The 14,699-nt window shown below is 56.1% G+C and carries 14 protein-coding genes; 4 read left to right on the top strand and 10 right to left on the bottom strand.

All coding sequences use genetic code 11. The features are described from left to right. Nucleotides 1-221: 221 nt before the first annotated feature. The 3 genes from ACR0CZ_RS08195 to ACR0CZ_RS08185 form a co-directional block, all read right to left on the bottom strand. Nucleotides 222-1,442 (bottom strand): type II toxin-antitoxin system HipA family toxin, encoded by a 1,221-nt coding sequence (locus tag ACR0CZ_RS08195; RefSeq protein WP_480537002.1) that lies wholly within the window; start codon nt 1,440-1,442, stop codon nt 222-224. Further along, complete coding sequence (locus tag ACR0CZ_RS08190) at nt 1,435-1,737, bottom strand: helix-turn-helix domain-containing protein (protein WP_480537003.1); 303 nt, start codon at nt 1,735-1,737, stop codon at nt 1,435-1,437. The genes ACR0CZ_RS08195 and ACR0CZ_RS08190 overlap by 8 nt, the downstream gene beginning before the upstream one ends. Before the next feature lie 235 nt (nt 1,738-1,972). Further along, nucleotides 1,973-2,836: a hypothetical protein gene (locus ACR0CZ_RS08185; protein WP_480537004.1), complete on the bottom strand. Its 864-nt coding sequence runs from the start codon at nt 2,834-2,836 to the stop codon at nt 1,973-1,975. A 645-nt stretch (nt 2,837-3,481) separates the two neighbouring features. On the opposite strand from ACR0CZ_RS08185, the gene ACR0CZ_RS08180 reads away from it, so the two are divergent. Then, nucleotides 3,482-4,360 (top strand): hypothetical protein, encoded by an 879-nt coding sequence (locus ACR0CZ_RS08180; RefSeq protein ID WP_170464921.1) that lies wholly within the window; start codon nt 3,482-3,484, stop codon nt 4,358-4,360. A gap of 414 nt (nt 4,361-4,774) precedes the next feature. On the opposite strand, the gene ACR0CZ_RS08175 is transcribed toward ACR0CZ_RS08180, so the two are convergent. The 5 genes from ACR0CZ_RS08175 to ACR0CZ_RS08155 form a co-directional block, all read right to left on the bottom strand. Next, complete coding sequence (locus ACR0CZ_RS08175; RefSeq protein ID WP_170464923.1) at nt 4,775-5,548, bottom strand: citryl-CoA lyase; 774 nt, start codon at nt 5,546-5,548, stop codon at nt 4,775-4,777. Further along, nucleotides 5,545-6,732: a CoA transferase gene (locus tag ACR0CZ_RS08170; protein ID WP_170391817.1), complete on the bottom strand. Its 1,188-nt coding sequence runs from the start codon at nt 6,730-6,732 to the stop codon at nt 5,545-5,547. The genes ACR0CZ_RS08175 and ACR0CZ_RS08170 overlap by 4 nt, the downstream gene beginning before the upstream one ends. Then, nucleotides 6,722-8,233, bottom strand: coding sequence for a tripartite tricarboxylate transporter permease (locus ACR0CZ_RS08165; RefSeq protein ID WP_170391820.1), 1,512 nt, complete (start codon nt 8,231-8,233; stop codon nt 6,722-6,724). The genes ACR0CZ_RS08170 and ACR0CZ_RS08165 overlap by 11 nt, the downstream gene beginning before the upstream one ends. A 1-nt stretch (nt 8,234) precedes the next feature. Then, nucleotides 8,235-8,717 carry a tripartite tricarboxylate transporter TctB family protein gene (locus ACR0CZ_RS08160; RefSeq protein WP_170391822.1) on the bottom strand — a complete coding sequence of 161 codons (483 nt, stop codon included), beginning with the start codon at nt 8,715-8,717 and terminating at the stop codon, nt 8,235-8,237. A 66-nt stretch (nt 8,718-8,783) separates the two neighbouring features. Then, nucleotides 8,784-9,761 carry a tripartite tricarboxylate transporter substrate-binding protein gene (locus ACR0CZ_RS08155; RefSeq protein ID WP_170391824.1) on the bottom strand — a complete coding sequence of 326 codons (978 nt, stop codon included), beginning with the start codon at nt 9,759-9,761 and terminating at the stop codon, nt 8,784-8,786. A gap of 108 nt (nt 9,762-9,869) precedes the next feature. On the opposite strand from ACR0CZ_RS08155, the gene ACR0CZ_RS08150 reads away from it, so the two are divergent. From ACR0CZ_RS08150 to ACR0CZ_RS08140, 3 genes are read left to right on the top strand one after another with little or no spacing between them, the layout of a single operon-like run. Beyond that, entirely contained in the window at nt 9,870-10,538 is a 669-nt protein-coding gene (locus ACR0CZ_RS08150; RefSeq protein ID WP_170609335.1) for a response regulator transcription factor, read from the top strand. After that, nucleotides 10,528-11,895 carry a sensor histidine kinase gene (locus ACR0CZ_RS08145; RefSeq protein ID WP_170391829.1) on the top strand — a complete coding sequence of 456 codons (1,368 nt, stop codon included), beginning with the start codon at nt 10,528-10,530 and terminating at the stop codon, nt 11,893-11,895. Before ACR0CZ_RS08150 ends, ACR0CZ_RS08145 begins: the two co-directional genes overlap by 11 nt. Beyond that, on the top strand, nt 11,874-12,872 hold the full coding sequence (locus tag ACR0CZ_RS08140; protein WP_170391831.1) for an ABC transporter substrate-binding protein: 999 nt from the start codon (nt 11,874-11,876) through the stop codon (nt 12,870-12,872). Before ACR0CZ_RS08145 ends, ACR0CZ_RS08140 begins: the two co-directional genes overlap by 22 nt. A 124-nt stretch (nt 12,873-12,996) precedes the next feature. Here the strand turns inward: ACR0CZ_RS08140 and ACR0CZ_RS08135 are convergent, their stop codons facing one another. Next, nucleotides 12,997-13,608 carry a class I SAM-dependent methyltransferase gene (locus ACR0CZ_RS08135; RefSeq protein WP_170391833.1) on the bottom strand — a complete coding sequence of 204 codons (612 nt, stop codon included), beginning with the start codon at nt 13,606-13,608 and terminating at the stop codon, nt 12,997-12,999. Then, nucleotides 13,601-14,608: a glycosyltransferase family 2 protein gene (locus ACR0CZ_RS08130; protein WP_480503451.1), complete on the bottom strand. Its 1,008-nt coding sequence runs from the start codon at nt 14,606-14,608 to the stop codon at nt 13,601-13,603. The genes ACR0CZ_RS08135 and ACR0CZ_RS08130 overlap by 8 nt, the downstream gene beginning before the upstream one ends. Nucleotides 14,609-14,699 lie beyond the last annotated feature (91 nt).

Below are 14,699 nucleotides of genomic sequence, written 5' to 3'. Positions count from 1 at the left end.
ATGCGCTGGCGCAGGGGAAATTTCTTGTTGAAGCGGGGCTTGCACCGCGCCTGCTACGGCTGCCCGCTTATGTTCAGCAATCAGAAACACGGCGTTGAGGATCTGAGTTCGGCACTCCAAGATCGACTGCCACGTCGTAACGCATCGGAATGGCCAAGGGCCTCAAGATTCCGCTGTAGCTAATCGGCTTTCGCTCAAGCCAATCCAGTAGATGCCCCAGTTCACGCTCGCGCCAGATCCGCTTCCTCGTGCTCGAAGGCTGTTGCCATCTCCCTGATCTCGCGCTCCGGAGCCCCCAGGGCACGGGCAACGTCACGCCAAGCCATCGTCGCTTCGGCCACCTCGGCAATGATGCGATCCGCCTCGCCGCGTTCGAGAAGATAGGAGTCATGTTGCGCGCGGTGCAGGGCGATACTGGCATCCGGATTGTCGTCATCAACGTAGCTCTTGAGCACGCGTGGTTGGTTCGGCACGGGGTTGATGTCGTAGGCTGGTGAGAGGTGCCATCCGCCCCGCCCACGCAGAAATCCGTGATTGCGCATATGGTCATCGAGGTTCGTCACGAGAATGGAAAAGGCGACCCGCCGGTAGAGTTCCTCGCGGTCTTGGTCGGGCGTTACGCTTTCTGAGGTGATGATATCTGCTAGGTCCAAATAGCTGTAGCTTTCGCCATCCTTGCCGCCCAGCATCGCCATGGCTGAGATGAACGGGATCCTGCCATCCTCGTTCCGGTCAAACCGATGGGACAGGAAAACAGGCTTGTCGCCAGCCATCTCAAGCGTGTGATCAGAAACCGTGATTCCGGCGCGCCTTGCGAGCTCCAGTGCGATGGCTTCCCAGCGTTCTACGCAATAAGTGTCCGTCTCTTTCGGGAACTTGGCGACAGAAAGACGGCCGTGCTGGTCAAGGATGCTGGCCTTCGGCCGTGCACCACCTAGCGAGCTTCCCGGAGCAAACAGCATTTTGAGGTCCTCTGCGGTCTCCTCCCCGCGCAGAACGCGCTGAGACGCATGAAGCAAATCTCCGAGGCTCACCAGCGCAGGCACGCCAATGCCCTCGCGGGCTTGAAACACTCCTTCAACCTTGAAACGCAGCGCACCCAAACGGGTCTCATCATTCACCCCAAGCAGGTAGTCGGTTTCTTGCAGCACTCTCGGACGTCGCCCTTCGGCCTCTGCCATGCGCCCCTCATAGCGCCGCATCACCGTTCTGCCCCAGGTGTCGGGGGCAGAATCCCCGAGTGGCGCAAGCATATCCTGCCCCGCTTCCGGCACGAATTGCCCTCTGACGAGAGGCATGTCCGGCGAAAGCCCGAAGGCATTTTCGTCGCCAAGCCAGTCGTCATGATAGGTAAAAGACACCCGCTCTCGGCCGCGCCCCGCTGTGCGGTGGAGCGTGCCGACCTGTTTCAACCCTTTCCAGTCGATCCAGACCTCAACCATTTTTCAGTCTCGCACGCTGCGGGAGGTCATCCAGCGCCATCTGCTCACCAACCGGATCATCGAGGTCCCCCCAACCTTTCAAGAGGCCGAGCGCCTGCAATACAGCAACGTAGGTGCCGATCTTGACTGCAGGGTTGCCACTTTCGATCTTGGCGATGGTCTGCCGCGTTGTGCCAGCACGCTGCGCAACAATCTCAGCGGTTAACTTGCGGCGCAGTCGTGCAACGCGAATGTTTTCCCCAAGTGCCACGAGCTCCTTACGCGCCGCCCTGGGCATTTTGATCGAAACAGCCATAAAGATATCTCCAGGCGACATTAAGCCTTTAAATGTTACACAGAGAGAACATTAATGTCAATTTCCACCGCTTAGCTCCATAATCCAACGCCGCCACACCAGTCTCATCTTATGTTATCTCAGTATAACATTTGGCACATTGAGGTCACCATTACGAAACACAACCCGGTCATCTCACCACACTGATACAACGCGTCTGCTCGAACGAAACGATTGCGTCACCTTCCTACGAAAGTCATGCCTGCAGCCCCGCAGCGCGCACCTGCTCAGGCGTCACTAGCTTTGAAGCGATCAAATCCTCGATCTGCCGGTTAGTGATGTGGCGGCACAAGGGATGGCGCTCGTGGATCCACTCGGCGAGGCTCGCACGGCCCTTGGCTTCGGCCTCTCGCGCCTTCTCTCGGTCCGCCTGTACCTGGGCAAGCCCCTTCTCCCAACGCCGCATCTTGAACCAATTATCCGAGAAACAGACCTTGCTGCGCGTGTAGCCCTCGCTTTCCTTGGCATAGGCTTTGACCGCCTGCTTCAGGTCATCGGGCTCCACACCGGCTTTCAATGCTGCAGCGATCAAGCGCAGAGTAGTTCGTTGGTCTCGGATCCTGTCTTCGGGATAGGCTGCCAAGATCTTCTCAGCTTCAAGATCTTCAACCTCCTCCGCCGCCTCGCGCCTGCGCGTAGGTGGTTTATGGATGGTTTTAGGATGGTTTGGGGTCCACCGTGAACCCCGTACCCCGTTCACCGTGGACCCCGTACCGGGTTCAGGCTGGACGGGGTTCACAGTGACCCCCGTGTCGATGACGGGCTCGGCCGTGGGTTCGAGCGCGGCCACGCGCTCCAATACGATGCGGTAAATGACCGTGTAGCCGTTCTTGCAGTGCCGCCGCCCTATCTCGATCAGAATGCCTTCCCGCAGGAAGTCGATGATGGTGCGCTTCACCGTGCTTTCGCTGAGCTCTGTATGACGCTGGATGGTCCCCTTGGAGCACCAGATGCCCGAGCCATCATCGCTCGCTTTGTCGGCCAGGAACATGATGATTTGCTTACGCGCGGCGCTGCCAAAGCGGCGCTCGGCGCATTCATTTGCGATGCGCCAGCTCATGATCTCACCGCCAATTGGGTTGAGGTCAGACCGGAAATGCCGTAGGTATTGGGACGGAAATATTCTTCTATGCCGTTGAGGTGGGTGGCCGCCCCCTCAGCGGTTTTTCTTTGTCCTTTCGCCAGAGCGAGAGACTGTGAAAAACCGTTTACTTGGGCCTCGTAACCTATTGAAAAGTGACCCTGAACGAAACAAGTCCGTTTACAATTTTTCCTTTTGAAATCAACGAAATTTTCCGGATTGCAAATCCGTGTACACCGGTTCGATTCCGGTACTCGCCTCCAGAAAACCATGTTATATACTTGATTTTAAACGATAAATTTTTATCTCGTGATCAAGTCAGGTTTTTCCCGCAACAAATCCCGCAACACACGAGAAAAATAATCCATTATTTCCAAGTAGATAACGTGAGAAAAAATTCCTCTCACAGCTTTGAGAATTGAGTATCCTTCGGCGGCTTTCGTATGGCTAGACAGCACGATGCAGGGCAAAGCACTCGACACTTTTGGTGAATTGTAGAAGTTACAATCAACCAGTTGGTGCATGAAAGGCTGGTTAACACAATGCCGCTGAGCTAAGCCATCACATGATAGAGAACTAGCGATCAAGCAGGGCTTCGCGTCGATAATGCAGGTAGGAAAAAAGTTGGCAGAGATCGAAAAAGGACAACGGTTTACGCAAGTTTATGTGAATAAAGGCGCGCCACTGAAAGACAGTGAAAAAGCTCGCTTTCGCCTGTCAAAGTTAGCAAATGCCCACTGTCCTGAACCTAGGTGGGAAAGAAACAGACGCACCTTCGACCACGCGAAGTACGCTCAGGAACGCATCGAAAACGAACTGGGAATGAAATTTGCGACAAGATCTGCCTCAGGCATGTTGGTCAGTGATTGGGAAATGTATTTTAGCCGAATAACGGTTTTGGAGTTGCTTGATACTATAACGGTATTAGCTACCTATCTGCGTGAGGCCTACAATCGTGACGAAAGCGTTTTCGTATCGGGAGCTCAGCGCATCTTTCGAGAAGAAAACCTTGCTTTCGAAATCGATGATCAAGGTGGAGTGCACCCACTCATTGACGGTGCTTTCAGTTCTGAGAGACTTTCTTCGATTGCCGCACTGCGAGATGAACGCTACTCAGCCACAGTAAAATCTGTAGAGGCTGTAGACTTTCATTTGCTACAAGAGCCTGTTGACTACATCGGCGCAATTCGTTCGGCCTTTGCTGCCAATGAAAATCTTTTCAAACTCATGTACAACGTGCCTCGCTTAGATGCGCGCACTGCTGGCGAAAAACTCGGAAGAGACTTGCAATCGCTTTACTCTGATCATCCGACTTCGCAATCAGCAGCCGCAAAATCATTGGGGTCATTCAAGGAGTGGATCAACGCTTCTCACTTTTATCGACATGAGCAAGGTGTTGAGGTGCATAATCAGCCTACTGAAGAGGCTGCAGTTCTACTTGTTTCGCAAGGCCTTTCTTTTGTCAGATGGCTCGCTCAGTTAGATCGCATCAAGTTATCGTAGTCCGAGCGGCATGGCTAAGCAGAAAGCGTCATGCCGATCCCGCAACAAATCCCGCAACATTTTTCGAATGAAGGACGAGAGGGTCGTCATTAACACACTATTTTTAAAAGATTTCCTGAGAATCTCGGTTCGATTTCAAAACAGGTACTCGCCTCCAATTCACTCTAGATCATTGACTTAGGGCGATTACGTTGTCCGCCTTGTGCGCATTTTCCTGGAAAACGACAACACGCTACGCCAGTCCTACCTGTGTCAGCTGCGACGTCACTTCACCCAAATTATCCAGCTCCTGTACTACGCAGTTCTGGACGGAGTTGGCCGCAAGGCGAAGGCTCTAGCCACAAACTATGTCGCTGTGTTTCAGAATCTGGATAAAAGGCATCCGAAGCCATGAGAAACGACAGGCGGCATACCTCAACTTCCATCGCCTAGATATGTCCAGCGATAGTGGGGCGGCGTAGGGCCTTTGTTGCGTCCGCCTTGCTGGGTCTGCTCCCAGGCATGGGCCAGAATGCCGACCGACCGCGAAAGGCAAAATAAGCCTCGTGCCAATGGCGGGGCAAAGCCTAGCTCTGCATAGATCACTGCCGTGACACCATCGATATTCATCGGCACCGGCTTGCCTTTCCGGCGCATCAGGTCGGTTTCCACGGCTTGCCCGACTTTCATGAACCGACCCTCGCAGGCGTCCTGTTCGACTGCATCAGCAACCAGGGCCATCAGCCGGGGTGCGCGCGGGTCCGTCGGTGTATGGAACCGATGCCCGAAACCCGGCAGTATCTTCCCGCGTTCGGCGATCCAGTCGTCTAATGCCTGTTCTGGGCCTTCGGCATGGGCGTCTACAAAGTGATAAAGCTCCATCGCCTGCTCGCCGGCACCACCATGGATGTCACCCAGCATGTTAACAGCACTCGCCATCGCGTTGTTTAGAGACAGCCCGCAGGTCACCGCCATTCGTGCAGCCGCGATCGAGGGGGCTTGCGGGCCGTGATCCACGGCGGCGACCAAAGCGGCCTCGAACAATCGAGCCTGCGCAGGTGTCGGTCTGTCACCCCGCACCATAAACCAGATCATTTCAGCGAAACCCAGATTGCCGATCAGGTCTTGAATCGGCTGGCCACGCAGTTCAATGCGCCCGGGCTCCATATCGATGATGGCGGTGCGCCACCAATCGGCAACATCGCTCATATCACCCTCTCATGTCGCAACGTTTCGATCTCTGCGTCCGACAGTCCAAGCTCGGCCCAAATCGAGAGGTTGTCGGCCCCAAGATCCGGTGGTGCGGATCGTGGCATGCGGCGTGCGCCATTAATGACCACTGGGCTGCCCGCAAGGCGTAAACTCTCTCCGTACGCCGACAGAGTTCCAATCAGCCCGCGACCTGAGAGTTGATCGTCGGACAAAGCCTGCGGCACCGTCATAACCGGCCCGGCCGGTACACCCAACGCATTCAACTCTTGGACCCAATCACTGGATGGACGGGTAGAAAGCGTGCGTTCCAGTTCTTGGCGCAATTCATGCCGGTTGGTCTTGCGATCCTCGCGGGTTAGGTAGTCCGGATGCGTCAAAAGGTCGGCGCGGCCCAGATGTTGGGCGAGCGCATGCCATTGTTCGTCGCGATTGGCGGCGATATTTATAGGGTTGTCGGATGTGGCGAAAGTTCCGGACGGGGCCGACGTTGTGTTTTCGTTCCCATGCGGCGCAGGAGTCACGCCACCGACCAGATAGTTGGACACCACCCACCCCATGGTCGAAACCACCGCCTCGCTCATTGCGACATCAAGGAATGCCCCGCGCGGGTTGGCATTCAAGGCCGCGCTTATGGCAAAGGCCGCCGTCATCCCGCCGACGGTATCTGCCAGAGGATAGCCAACCCGGTAAGGCGCGGTATCCGACGCACCTGTGATTGACATGACACCGCTGATCCCCTGCACGATCTGGTCATAGGCCGGGTCGTCCCGGCGTGGTCCATCCTGACCAAACCCGCTGATGGCACAATAAATCAGTCTGGGGTTCTCGGCGCGCAGAACCTGATACCCCAGCCCAAGCCGGTCCATCACGCCGGGCCGGAAGTTCTCGACCAGCACATCGGCAGTCTTGACCAGCCGCTTGAGCAGAGCCTTTCCCCGATCAGCCTTCATATCCAAAGTCACGGATTTCTTGTCTGCATTCTGCGCCAAAAAGCTGATGCCCATGCCGGCCTTGTTCCGATCAGGATCCGCCCCCAGCACACGGGCCAGATCTCCGCTGCCGGGGCGTTCGACCTTGATCACTTCGGCCCCCATCAGGGCCAGTTGGTAGCAACAATACGGCCCGGCCAGGACATTAGTCAGGTCAAGAACCCGGATGCCTGAAAGTGGCTCAGTCGCCATCGGCCACGCCTGCCGCTCGCGCCTTGGCGCGACGTGCGCGGTAACTGGGCAACAGCACCAGAAGGAGGGCAATCACCAACAGGCCCAGCGTCATCGGACGTTCCCAGATAAAGGCGATGCCGTCATACAGCTGCATGGAACGGGCGAAGTTATCCTCCATCATGCCGCCAAGGATGAAACCGATCAGCAGCGGTGCCAGAGGGTAATCGGCAAATTTCAGTGCTGTGGCGCAGACGCCGAAGCCGACCAATATCAGCAGTTCCGTGGCATTGTTCTGCCCGATATAGGCCCCCATGAGGGTGAAGAACAAAATGAACGGGATCAGATAGTTGCGCGGTACTGCAAGCACCTTGGCGATATAGGGGATCAACGGCAGGTTCAGGATCAGCAGCACCAGATTGCCAATGAACATCGACATGATGACAGCCCAGAATACCTGTGGCTCGTCGATCATCAGGCGCGGACCCGGTGTCACATTCAGCGCGATCAGGGCGCCCAACAAAATGGCCGTAGTTCCGGAACCTGGAATGCCGAGCGTCAGCAACGGAACAAAGGAACCGGTACAGGCAGCATTGTTAGCTGTCTCGGGTGCTGCCAGACCTTTGATCGAGCCTTTGCCGAACTCCTCCTGCTCTTCTTTCGGGGCAATATTGCGTTCAACCGCATAGCCAAGGAAACTGGCAATCGTTGCCCCTGCCCCCGGAAGCACACCGATAAAGAAACCCTGCACAGATTGGCGACCAACCACCGGAGCGATGGCCTTTGCCTCGGATCCTGTGATGCGCAGGTCCTTGATTTCGCCTTCGTCGCCTTGCAGGTCCTTGGGTTTGAGAACCAAAAACAGCGCTTCGGGCAGGGCAAACATCGCCATTGCAAGCGTGATGAAACCAAAGCCGGACTGCAGATCCATGATCCCCATCGTGAAACGCGGCAAGTTGAACAGCGCGCCCTCGCCGACAGTGGCCATGATCAGCCCGAGAATGGTCATGACAATTGCCTTGGCCACCTGCCCGGTTCCCGCAAAGGCGGCGATGGCGGACAGACCCACTACCATCAAGGCAAAGTACTCAGCCGAGTGGAACAGCAGTGCGACCGAGGATAATGCAGGCGCAAAGACCATCAGTAGCAGCGCTCCTATCGTACCCCCGGCGAAACTGGCGATAGCGGCAACTGTGAGCGCCTTCCCGGCTTTGCCCTGACGAGCCATCGGATAGCCGTCGAAGCTTGAGGCCACGGTTCCCGCGACCCCCGGCGCGTTCAGAAGAATGGAAGATGTCGAGCCACCAAAGATCGCGCCGTAATAGACACCGGCAAGCAGGATCAATGCGGCGGAGGGATCGCCCATCGAAATGGCGACCGGAATCATAATGGCGATGATCGACATCGGCCCAAGACCGGGAAGCATGCCGATGAATGTACCAATCAGACAGCCCGCTATGACCATCAACAAGTTTTGGATGGAGAATGCCGTTTGTAGGCCGATCAACAATCCTTCAAGCATGTCAGCCTCCGAAAACGCCCGGCAAGGGTCGCATGTAGATGCCAAGAACCTCTTGCACGAGGTACCAGACTGAACCTGTAGCGATTATGGCAACCGGCAGCATGACGTGCCATTTGCGTTCGCCCAGAATGAAAGAACCGAGGATCAGGAACCCGGATGTCGAGATCAGAAATCCAACCGGACGTAGGCACAGCGCATAGGCAACCATCAAAGCCAGCAACAGCAGCGCCTGGCCCAAGTGATATTCGCCCAGCCTCCGATAATCGATATCAGCCTCTTTGGGCTCAGCCTTTTCAAATCCCAGCAGAATAATCGTTGTGGCAATTATCCCCAAAATCGACAGCACCTTGGGAAAGGTGCTCGGCCAAATGGGGTTGCGCTGCATGAAGGGGGGCAGACTGCCATCCATCGTGAACCAGGCGGTGTAGCCATATGTCAGGCATATGCCCAGCAAAACGAGCGCGATCCAGCGATCCAGCGCCATGTTTCCCCCTCCTTTGATTTATTGTTGGTTGAGGCAGAGCGGTTGCCCGCTCTGCCCGAGGTATCCTTACAGGAAACCCAACTTTTTCATCAGATCGCCGATCTGCTTTTCCTGCTGTTCCAGGAACGATTGGAAATCAGCACCCGAGTTGTGGATGTTCACCCAACCGTTACGGGCGCGGACCTCTTCCCATTCAGGTGTGTCATACATCTTGGCGATGGCTTCTTGATAAGCGACCAGCTTGTCCTCTGGCAGACCAGGAGCAGCAAAGAACCCACGCCAGTTCACGAAAGTTGTGTCGATGCCCTGCTCTTTCATTGTCTGCGCATCAGGGGCTGCATCCACGCGCTCTTCTGCGGTGACGCCAATGATCTTCACCTCACCTGCATTCGCCAGATCGACAGCCTCCGAGAAACCGGTCGATAGCGCGGCGATCTCACCGGACAGAAGCGCGGCCATCGCTTTGCCACCTGCATCATAGGGGATGTACTTCACGCCCAAAGCGTCCTTGCCTGCCGCTTCCATCACCATGGCCGCGACCAGATGGTCCATCCCGCCCGGCACAGAACCGCCGCCGATGGCCGTTGTACTTGGATCGGCGTCATAAGCGGCTAGCAGGTCCGCCATTGAATTGATGGGGCTGTCTTTGCCCACAACAATCGCGGCGTAATCGCCGATCGTGCCCGAGACCAGTGTCAGGTCGCGGAAATTGTGCGGGAACACTCCGGTCAGAGAGCGGATCACGATCGGGGTCGAGTTGACCATAAGCGTGCCGTGGTTGCTGTCGGCGTTTTCGATCAGATATCCAATGGCTTTACCACCGCCGCCGCCCGACATGTTTTCGTAGGATGCAGTTCCCACGAGACCCGCATTCGTCAGCGCCTCACCGGTGCCACGGGCCGTGCCGTCCCAGCCGCCTCCTGCGCCACCGGGGATCAGAAAGTGGATGCTATCTACGACCTCTTCAGCGAAAGTCGGTCCAGCCAGACCAATAGCGGTCACAGCCGCGATTAGGGCGCGACGGCCCAGTTTGATTGTCGTCATGAATTCCTCCCGTTTGACAACCGGCCGCAGTGCGGCTCAGATTATTCGAAACCTAAACACATCAACCTGACATCAACCTGTCATGGGTGAAATTACTATTGGATCCCGATGAAATTCCTCTTGGTCGAAGACAATCTGGACCTCGCCAATGCCATAAGTTCGCGCATGCGACTGGACGGGCATGTGGTTGATCACGCAGAGAAAATAGAAGATGCTGTGGCCTTTGTTGAAATCGATGAGTATGACCTGATCCTGCTGGACATCATGCTTCCCGACGGGGACGGGCGGGATTTCCTCAAACGGCATCGCGCCAGCCATCTGGACACACCTGTCATCGTTCTGACCGCCCGCAGTCAAGTGTCGGATCGAATCGGCTCACTCGATCTTGGGGCGGACGATTATGTCACCAAACCCTTCGACCATGCCGAACTTGAGGCGCGCTGCCGCGCAGTGCTGAGACGCAAATCCGGCAAGACCAAAACGACGATTGAAATTGGCGGCGTCGTCTTTGATCCGGTTGCAGGTCATTTGACGGTGGGCGACGATATCGTCTCGCTTCGCAACCGCGAACTGCGCTTGTTGGAACTGCTGATCAACGCCCCCGGTCAGGTGTTTTCTAAGCAGAAGCTGGCGGACCGGTTGTTCTCCTACGACGACAGTGTTTCGGACAATGCCATCGAGGTCTATGTCGGCCGACTGCGCAAGCATCTGGAAAAATCGGAGCTCAGGATCACAACGTTGCGCGGTTTGGGCTACAGGCTGGATCATGGCAACTAATCCAAACGTTTCCGGATCACTACGAAACCGTCTTGCGCTAACGCTAATCGGCGGTGCCGCGATTCTGGCCCTTGTGCTGTTCTTTGCTGTCCGCGACTATGCAGTTCAGGTTGCCCAGCAAGGTCAGGACAACATTCTGGGTGCCTCAGTCACCTCGATCCTCGACGCCGCGGCGCTGCGCGGAGGCGAGCTTGAAGTCGATATCCCCTATGCTGCCTTTTCAATGCTGAGCACGCCGTCGGACGACCGGGTGTTTTATGCGATCTTTCAGGATGGCGAGTTCCTGTCCGGCTACGAAGACCTGACCCCGACTCAAGGACCCGCTGATGGAAAGTGGACCTTTCGCTTCGGTGAGGTGCGCGGTGAAAACGTTCGTCAGGTCAGTGCCAGCCGCACACTGGTTGGGCTGGGGAATCAGACAGAAATCGAAGTGGCCCTGGGACAGACCCAAGATGCGCTGTCGGAGACGCTGGATCAAATCTCACGCAATGCCGGCCTTTTGGGATTGGGGTTCTTTGTGCTTGCGGCTGTATTGTCCTTCTGGGTGAGTTCGGCCACCATCGGCCAGCTCGACAGATTAACGACATCCGTCACCCGTCGGGGACCGCAAGATCTCAGCCCATTCAAAAAACCAGTACCGCGTGAAATGGCGCCTTTGGTGTCATCGCTGAATTCGCTGATGGGACGCCTGGACCAGTCTCTCAGCCAATCCGAGGACTTTATCGCCGAGGCCGCCCATAGGGTCCGCACCCCGCTGGCAACGGTCAGGTCTTATGCCGAGGCGACGCTGCAACGGGTGGAGAGAGAAGACAACCGCGAGGCGTTACGATCAATGATGCGCGCTATCGACGAAAGCTCTCGGGCCGCGGGGCAACTACTGGATCATGCCATGATCACATTCCGCGCCGACCATCTGGAGCGCGAGGATATCGATCTGGTGACTCTGATCCGAGAGCTTGTCCAGCGCTTGACGCCCATCGCTGAAATGAAAGACCTTTCGCTTGCTTTGACTGGCGATCCGCAGGTCATGTATTCGGGCGACCCCATCCTCATCCAAAATGCGGTGCGGAACATGGTAGACAATGCGCTTAAATATGCGCCAGCGGACAGTACCGTAGTCATCGATGTCGCAGGATCACCCACAGCCCGGATCACGGTCAGCGACCAGGGGCCAGGCTTTCCGCCCGATGAAATCGAAACGCTCACAAGACGTTTCGAACGTGGTCAGAACGCGGCAGGAACCATCGGATCGGGCCTCGGGCTAACCATTGCCCAGGACGTCGCGGTCGCCCATGGTGGCACGCTGGTACTGTCAAACAAAGCGGAGGGCGGCGCATGCGTTATCTTGTCACTCTGATCCTATGCCTGTTCGCCAGCGGCGCAGGGGCTCAGGATTGGGAAGACCGACAAATATTCAACGAAAGTGCCGACGGCCCCCGACTGCGGGTCATTTCCAGCACCGATACCGCCCTGTTTGCGCCGCTGATCGAGGATTTCGTCGCCCAGAATCCAGCGATATCGGTCGAATATCTGGTGACCGGCACGGCCGATATCGACCGACGCGTCCGAGCCACGCCAGAAGCGTTCGACGTTGTCGTTTCCAGCGCGATGGACCTGCAACTGAAGCTCGCGAATGACGGATATGCGCTGGCGCTTAATGATCTTCCGCACCCCCCTTGGGCGCAATGGCATCAAAGCCTGTTCGCCTTCACTTCGGAACCCGCAACCATCGTTGTCAACCGCACCGCGTTCGAAGGACAACCAATGCCGCAAACGCGGCAGGAACTGATCGAAGCGCTGCGTGCCCGCCCGGATGATTTTCGGGGCAAAGTCGGCACTTATGACGTGCGCCAGTCGGGATTGGGCTATTTGTTCGCGACGCAGGACGCCCGCGCCTCGGAGACCTATTGGCGACTGATGGAGGTATTGGGCGGCCTGGATGTGCGGCTTTATTGTTGTTCGGGCGACATGATTAACGACCTGGCGGATGGTACAATCGCGGTGGCCTACAACGTGCTTGGCAGTTATGCGGCGGTACGAACAGAAGGAAAGGATGCCCTTCAGATCATTCTGCCTTCGGATTTTCAGACGACGATGATGCGAACCGCCATGGTAACTGGCAAAAGCCGCTTGCCGGAGGAAGCGGAAACCTTTGTCCGGCACCTGACCACGCTGAATCCGGAATCACTGGCAGCACTGCCACTTCTGGACACGCAGGACTCCACGACCGAAAGCGCAGCGATAGCGCTGGACCCTGCGTTGTTGACGTTCCTCGATACGCTGAAGCGCAGAAAGTTCCTGTCTGCCTGGGAAAGTGCCGCTATTCAAAGATGATCGGACTTAGACAACAACCCTATCCGTCATCGCTGAACTTGTTGCTTAACACTGTTGACGCTGGAAGACACTAGCCAGCCTGGGTTACGTCGCACGAATCTATAATCAGAAAAATGATCTCGGCTCAAAGTTTCTCGACGGCCACCTGCGCCCCCATGATGGCCTTGAGCCGCAGCCCCGCAGAATTTGCCCCGAGGAATTCGTGGAACGCACGCATCACGTCATCTTTCCACCAACCGCGCCTGTGATAATCGTCAAGCATGATTACGCCGCCTTCGATCATCTTGGGCAGCAAAGCATCCAGATCCGTTTTTACGCCCTCGTAGGAATGGTCGCCGTCCAAATAGGCAAACCCGATGCTCTGATCTTCAAACAGGCTTAGCGCCGGTCGCGAATAGTCGCGAATGATCGAAATTTGCCCCTTGGCGATCTCGGTGCTGTATTTACCCGTTACTGCATCGTAGATCCGATCCATATCCTTTTGCGTGCGCGCTCCGGCAAGCGAAGCACCGCCATCCGGGTCTTGCTGTACTTGCCAGGGATCGATGAGGCACAATTTCGAGGGTTGCAGCTCTTCCAGCAGAATCCGCGAAAATTCGCCCTTCCAAACGCCAATTTCAACGCTCAACCGTCCATGCGGCATGGTCTTGAGCATTTCGCGCCGCAGGGAATCCTTCCGCTCGCGCTGCTCAGCTTGCTTCTTGCGGCGATCCTCAGCAGATACAGCTTCACCCATAGACGTCTTCTCCGGTTGAGGAATTTTGCAACGCTTCAACCAGATCAACCCAATCCGGTCTGGCTCTCAATTCTTCGGCTTTCGACCTGTGCCACTCACATGCTTTATGATGAAGGTCTGCCAATAGCGGATCTGCCATCATCTCAGCTTTGATGTCGTGCATAGCCGGCATGTGTTCCAGAATTGAGCGATCCTCAACATCATTGTGGTTCATCATGAGCCAGTATTTGAGCCCTTGATCCTGCCCCACATGATTGGTGCGCCCACGGTCGCGCTTGACCAAAAAGCTATCAGTGCTGCGCACAGCATAATGATGAATGCGCGCGAATTTATGGCTGAAACCACGCCATGCTTTCCATTTCACTTGGTCTGCTGGGTACAGGTTCCCGCCCGAATCCCGCCACAACACGCCTTCGTATGGCGTGTCAGGGTTCGGTGCATCTTCTGGATTGATCCTGGGACGATGGGCGCGAAAACGGCTGAATTTTCCGTTGTTGCGGAACAGCGTTTTGAACCCTTTGGTCCGATGATGCGGATAGCCGTCTTCGGTGGCGGCCAGAAAGAAAGTCTCAGGTACGGGTCGATCAACGAAATCGTTCTGACCCGCGTTTCCGAACATGCGCCAGCAGATCGAGATCGCGTCCGCCACGCCGCTGGCCTCAACGAGGCTTCTTATATCACTATTGGGCAAACGGATATTGATATACTCGTCCACATCCAAACTGAGAATCCAATCCGATGACAGATAGCTTGGGTGACTCCGCGCAAGCGAAAATGCACGAACCTGCGGCGCGGCGCGCGGACCCAGTCTGTTTCGTTGGTGGTGAGCCCAGCCAAGCGCTTGCAACCGTTCGCCCATGGCATCGGTACCATCAGCGCAATCATTGGTATAAATCAGAATGTCATCAAAGCCGATTGCGTGGTTGTAGGCCACCCAATCGATCATGAAAGGCCCTTCGTTTTTCATCGTTGTTACGATGAGAAAGGTCTCATTCGTCATAAGTTGTTCTCTTGCCTGTGCCGGTGTCGGACTCCTGTCGACCTATTTAGAATAGCACCAGAATTTTGTCCAACCAGGTCGCCAGACAGCC

It is taken from the genome of Ruegeria sp. H9, from assembly GCF_056532915.1.
This window is presented reverse-complemented; position numbering and strand designations above follow the sequence as displayed.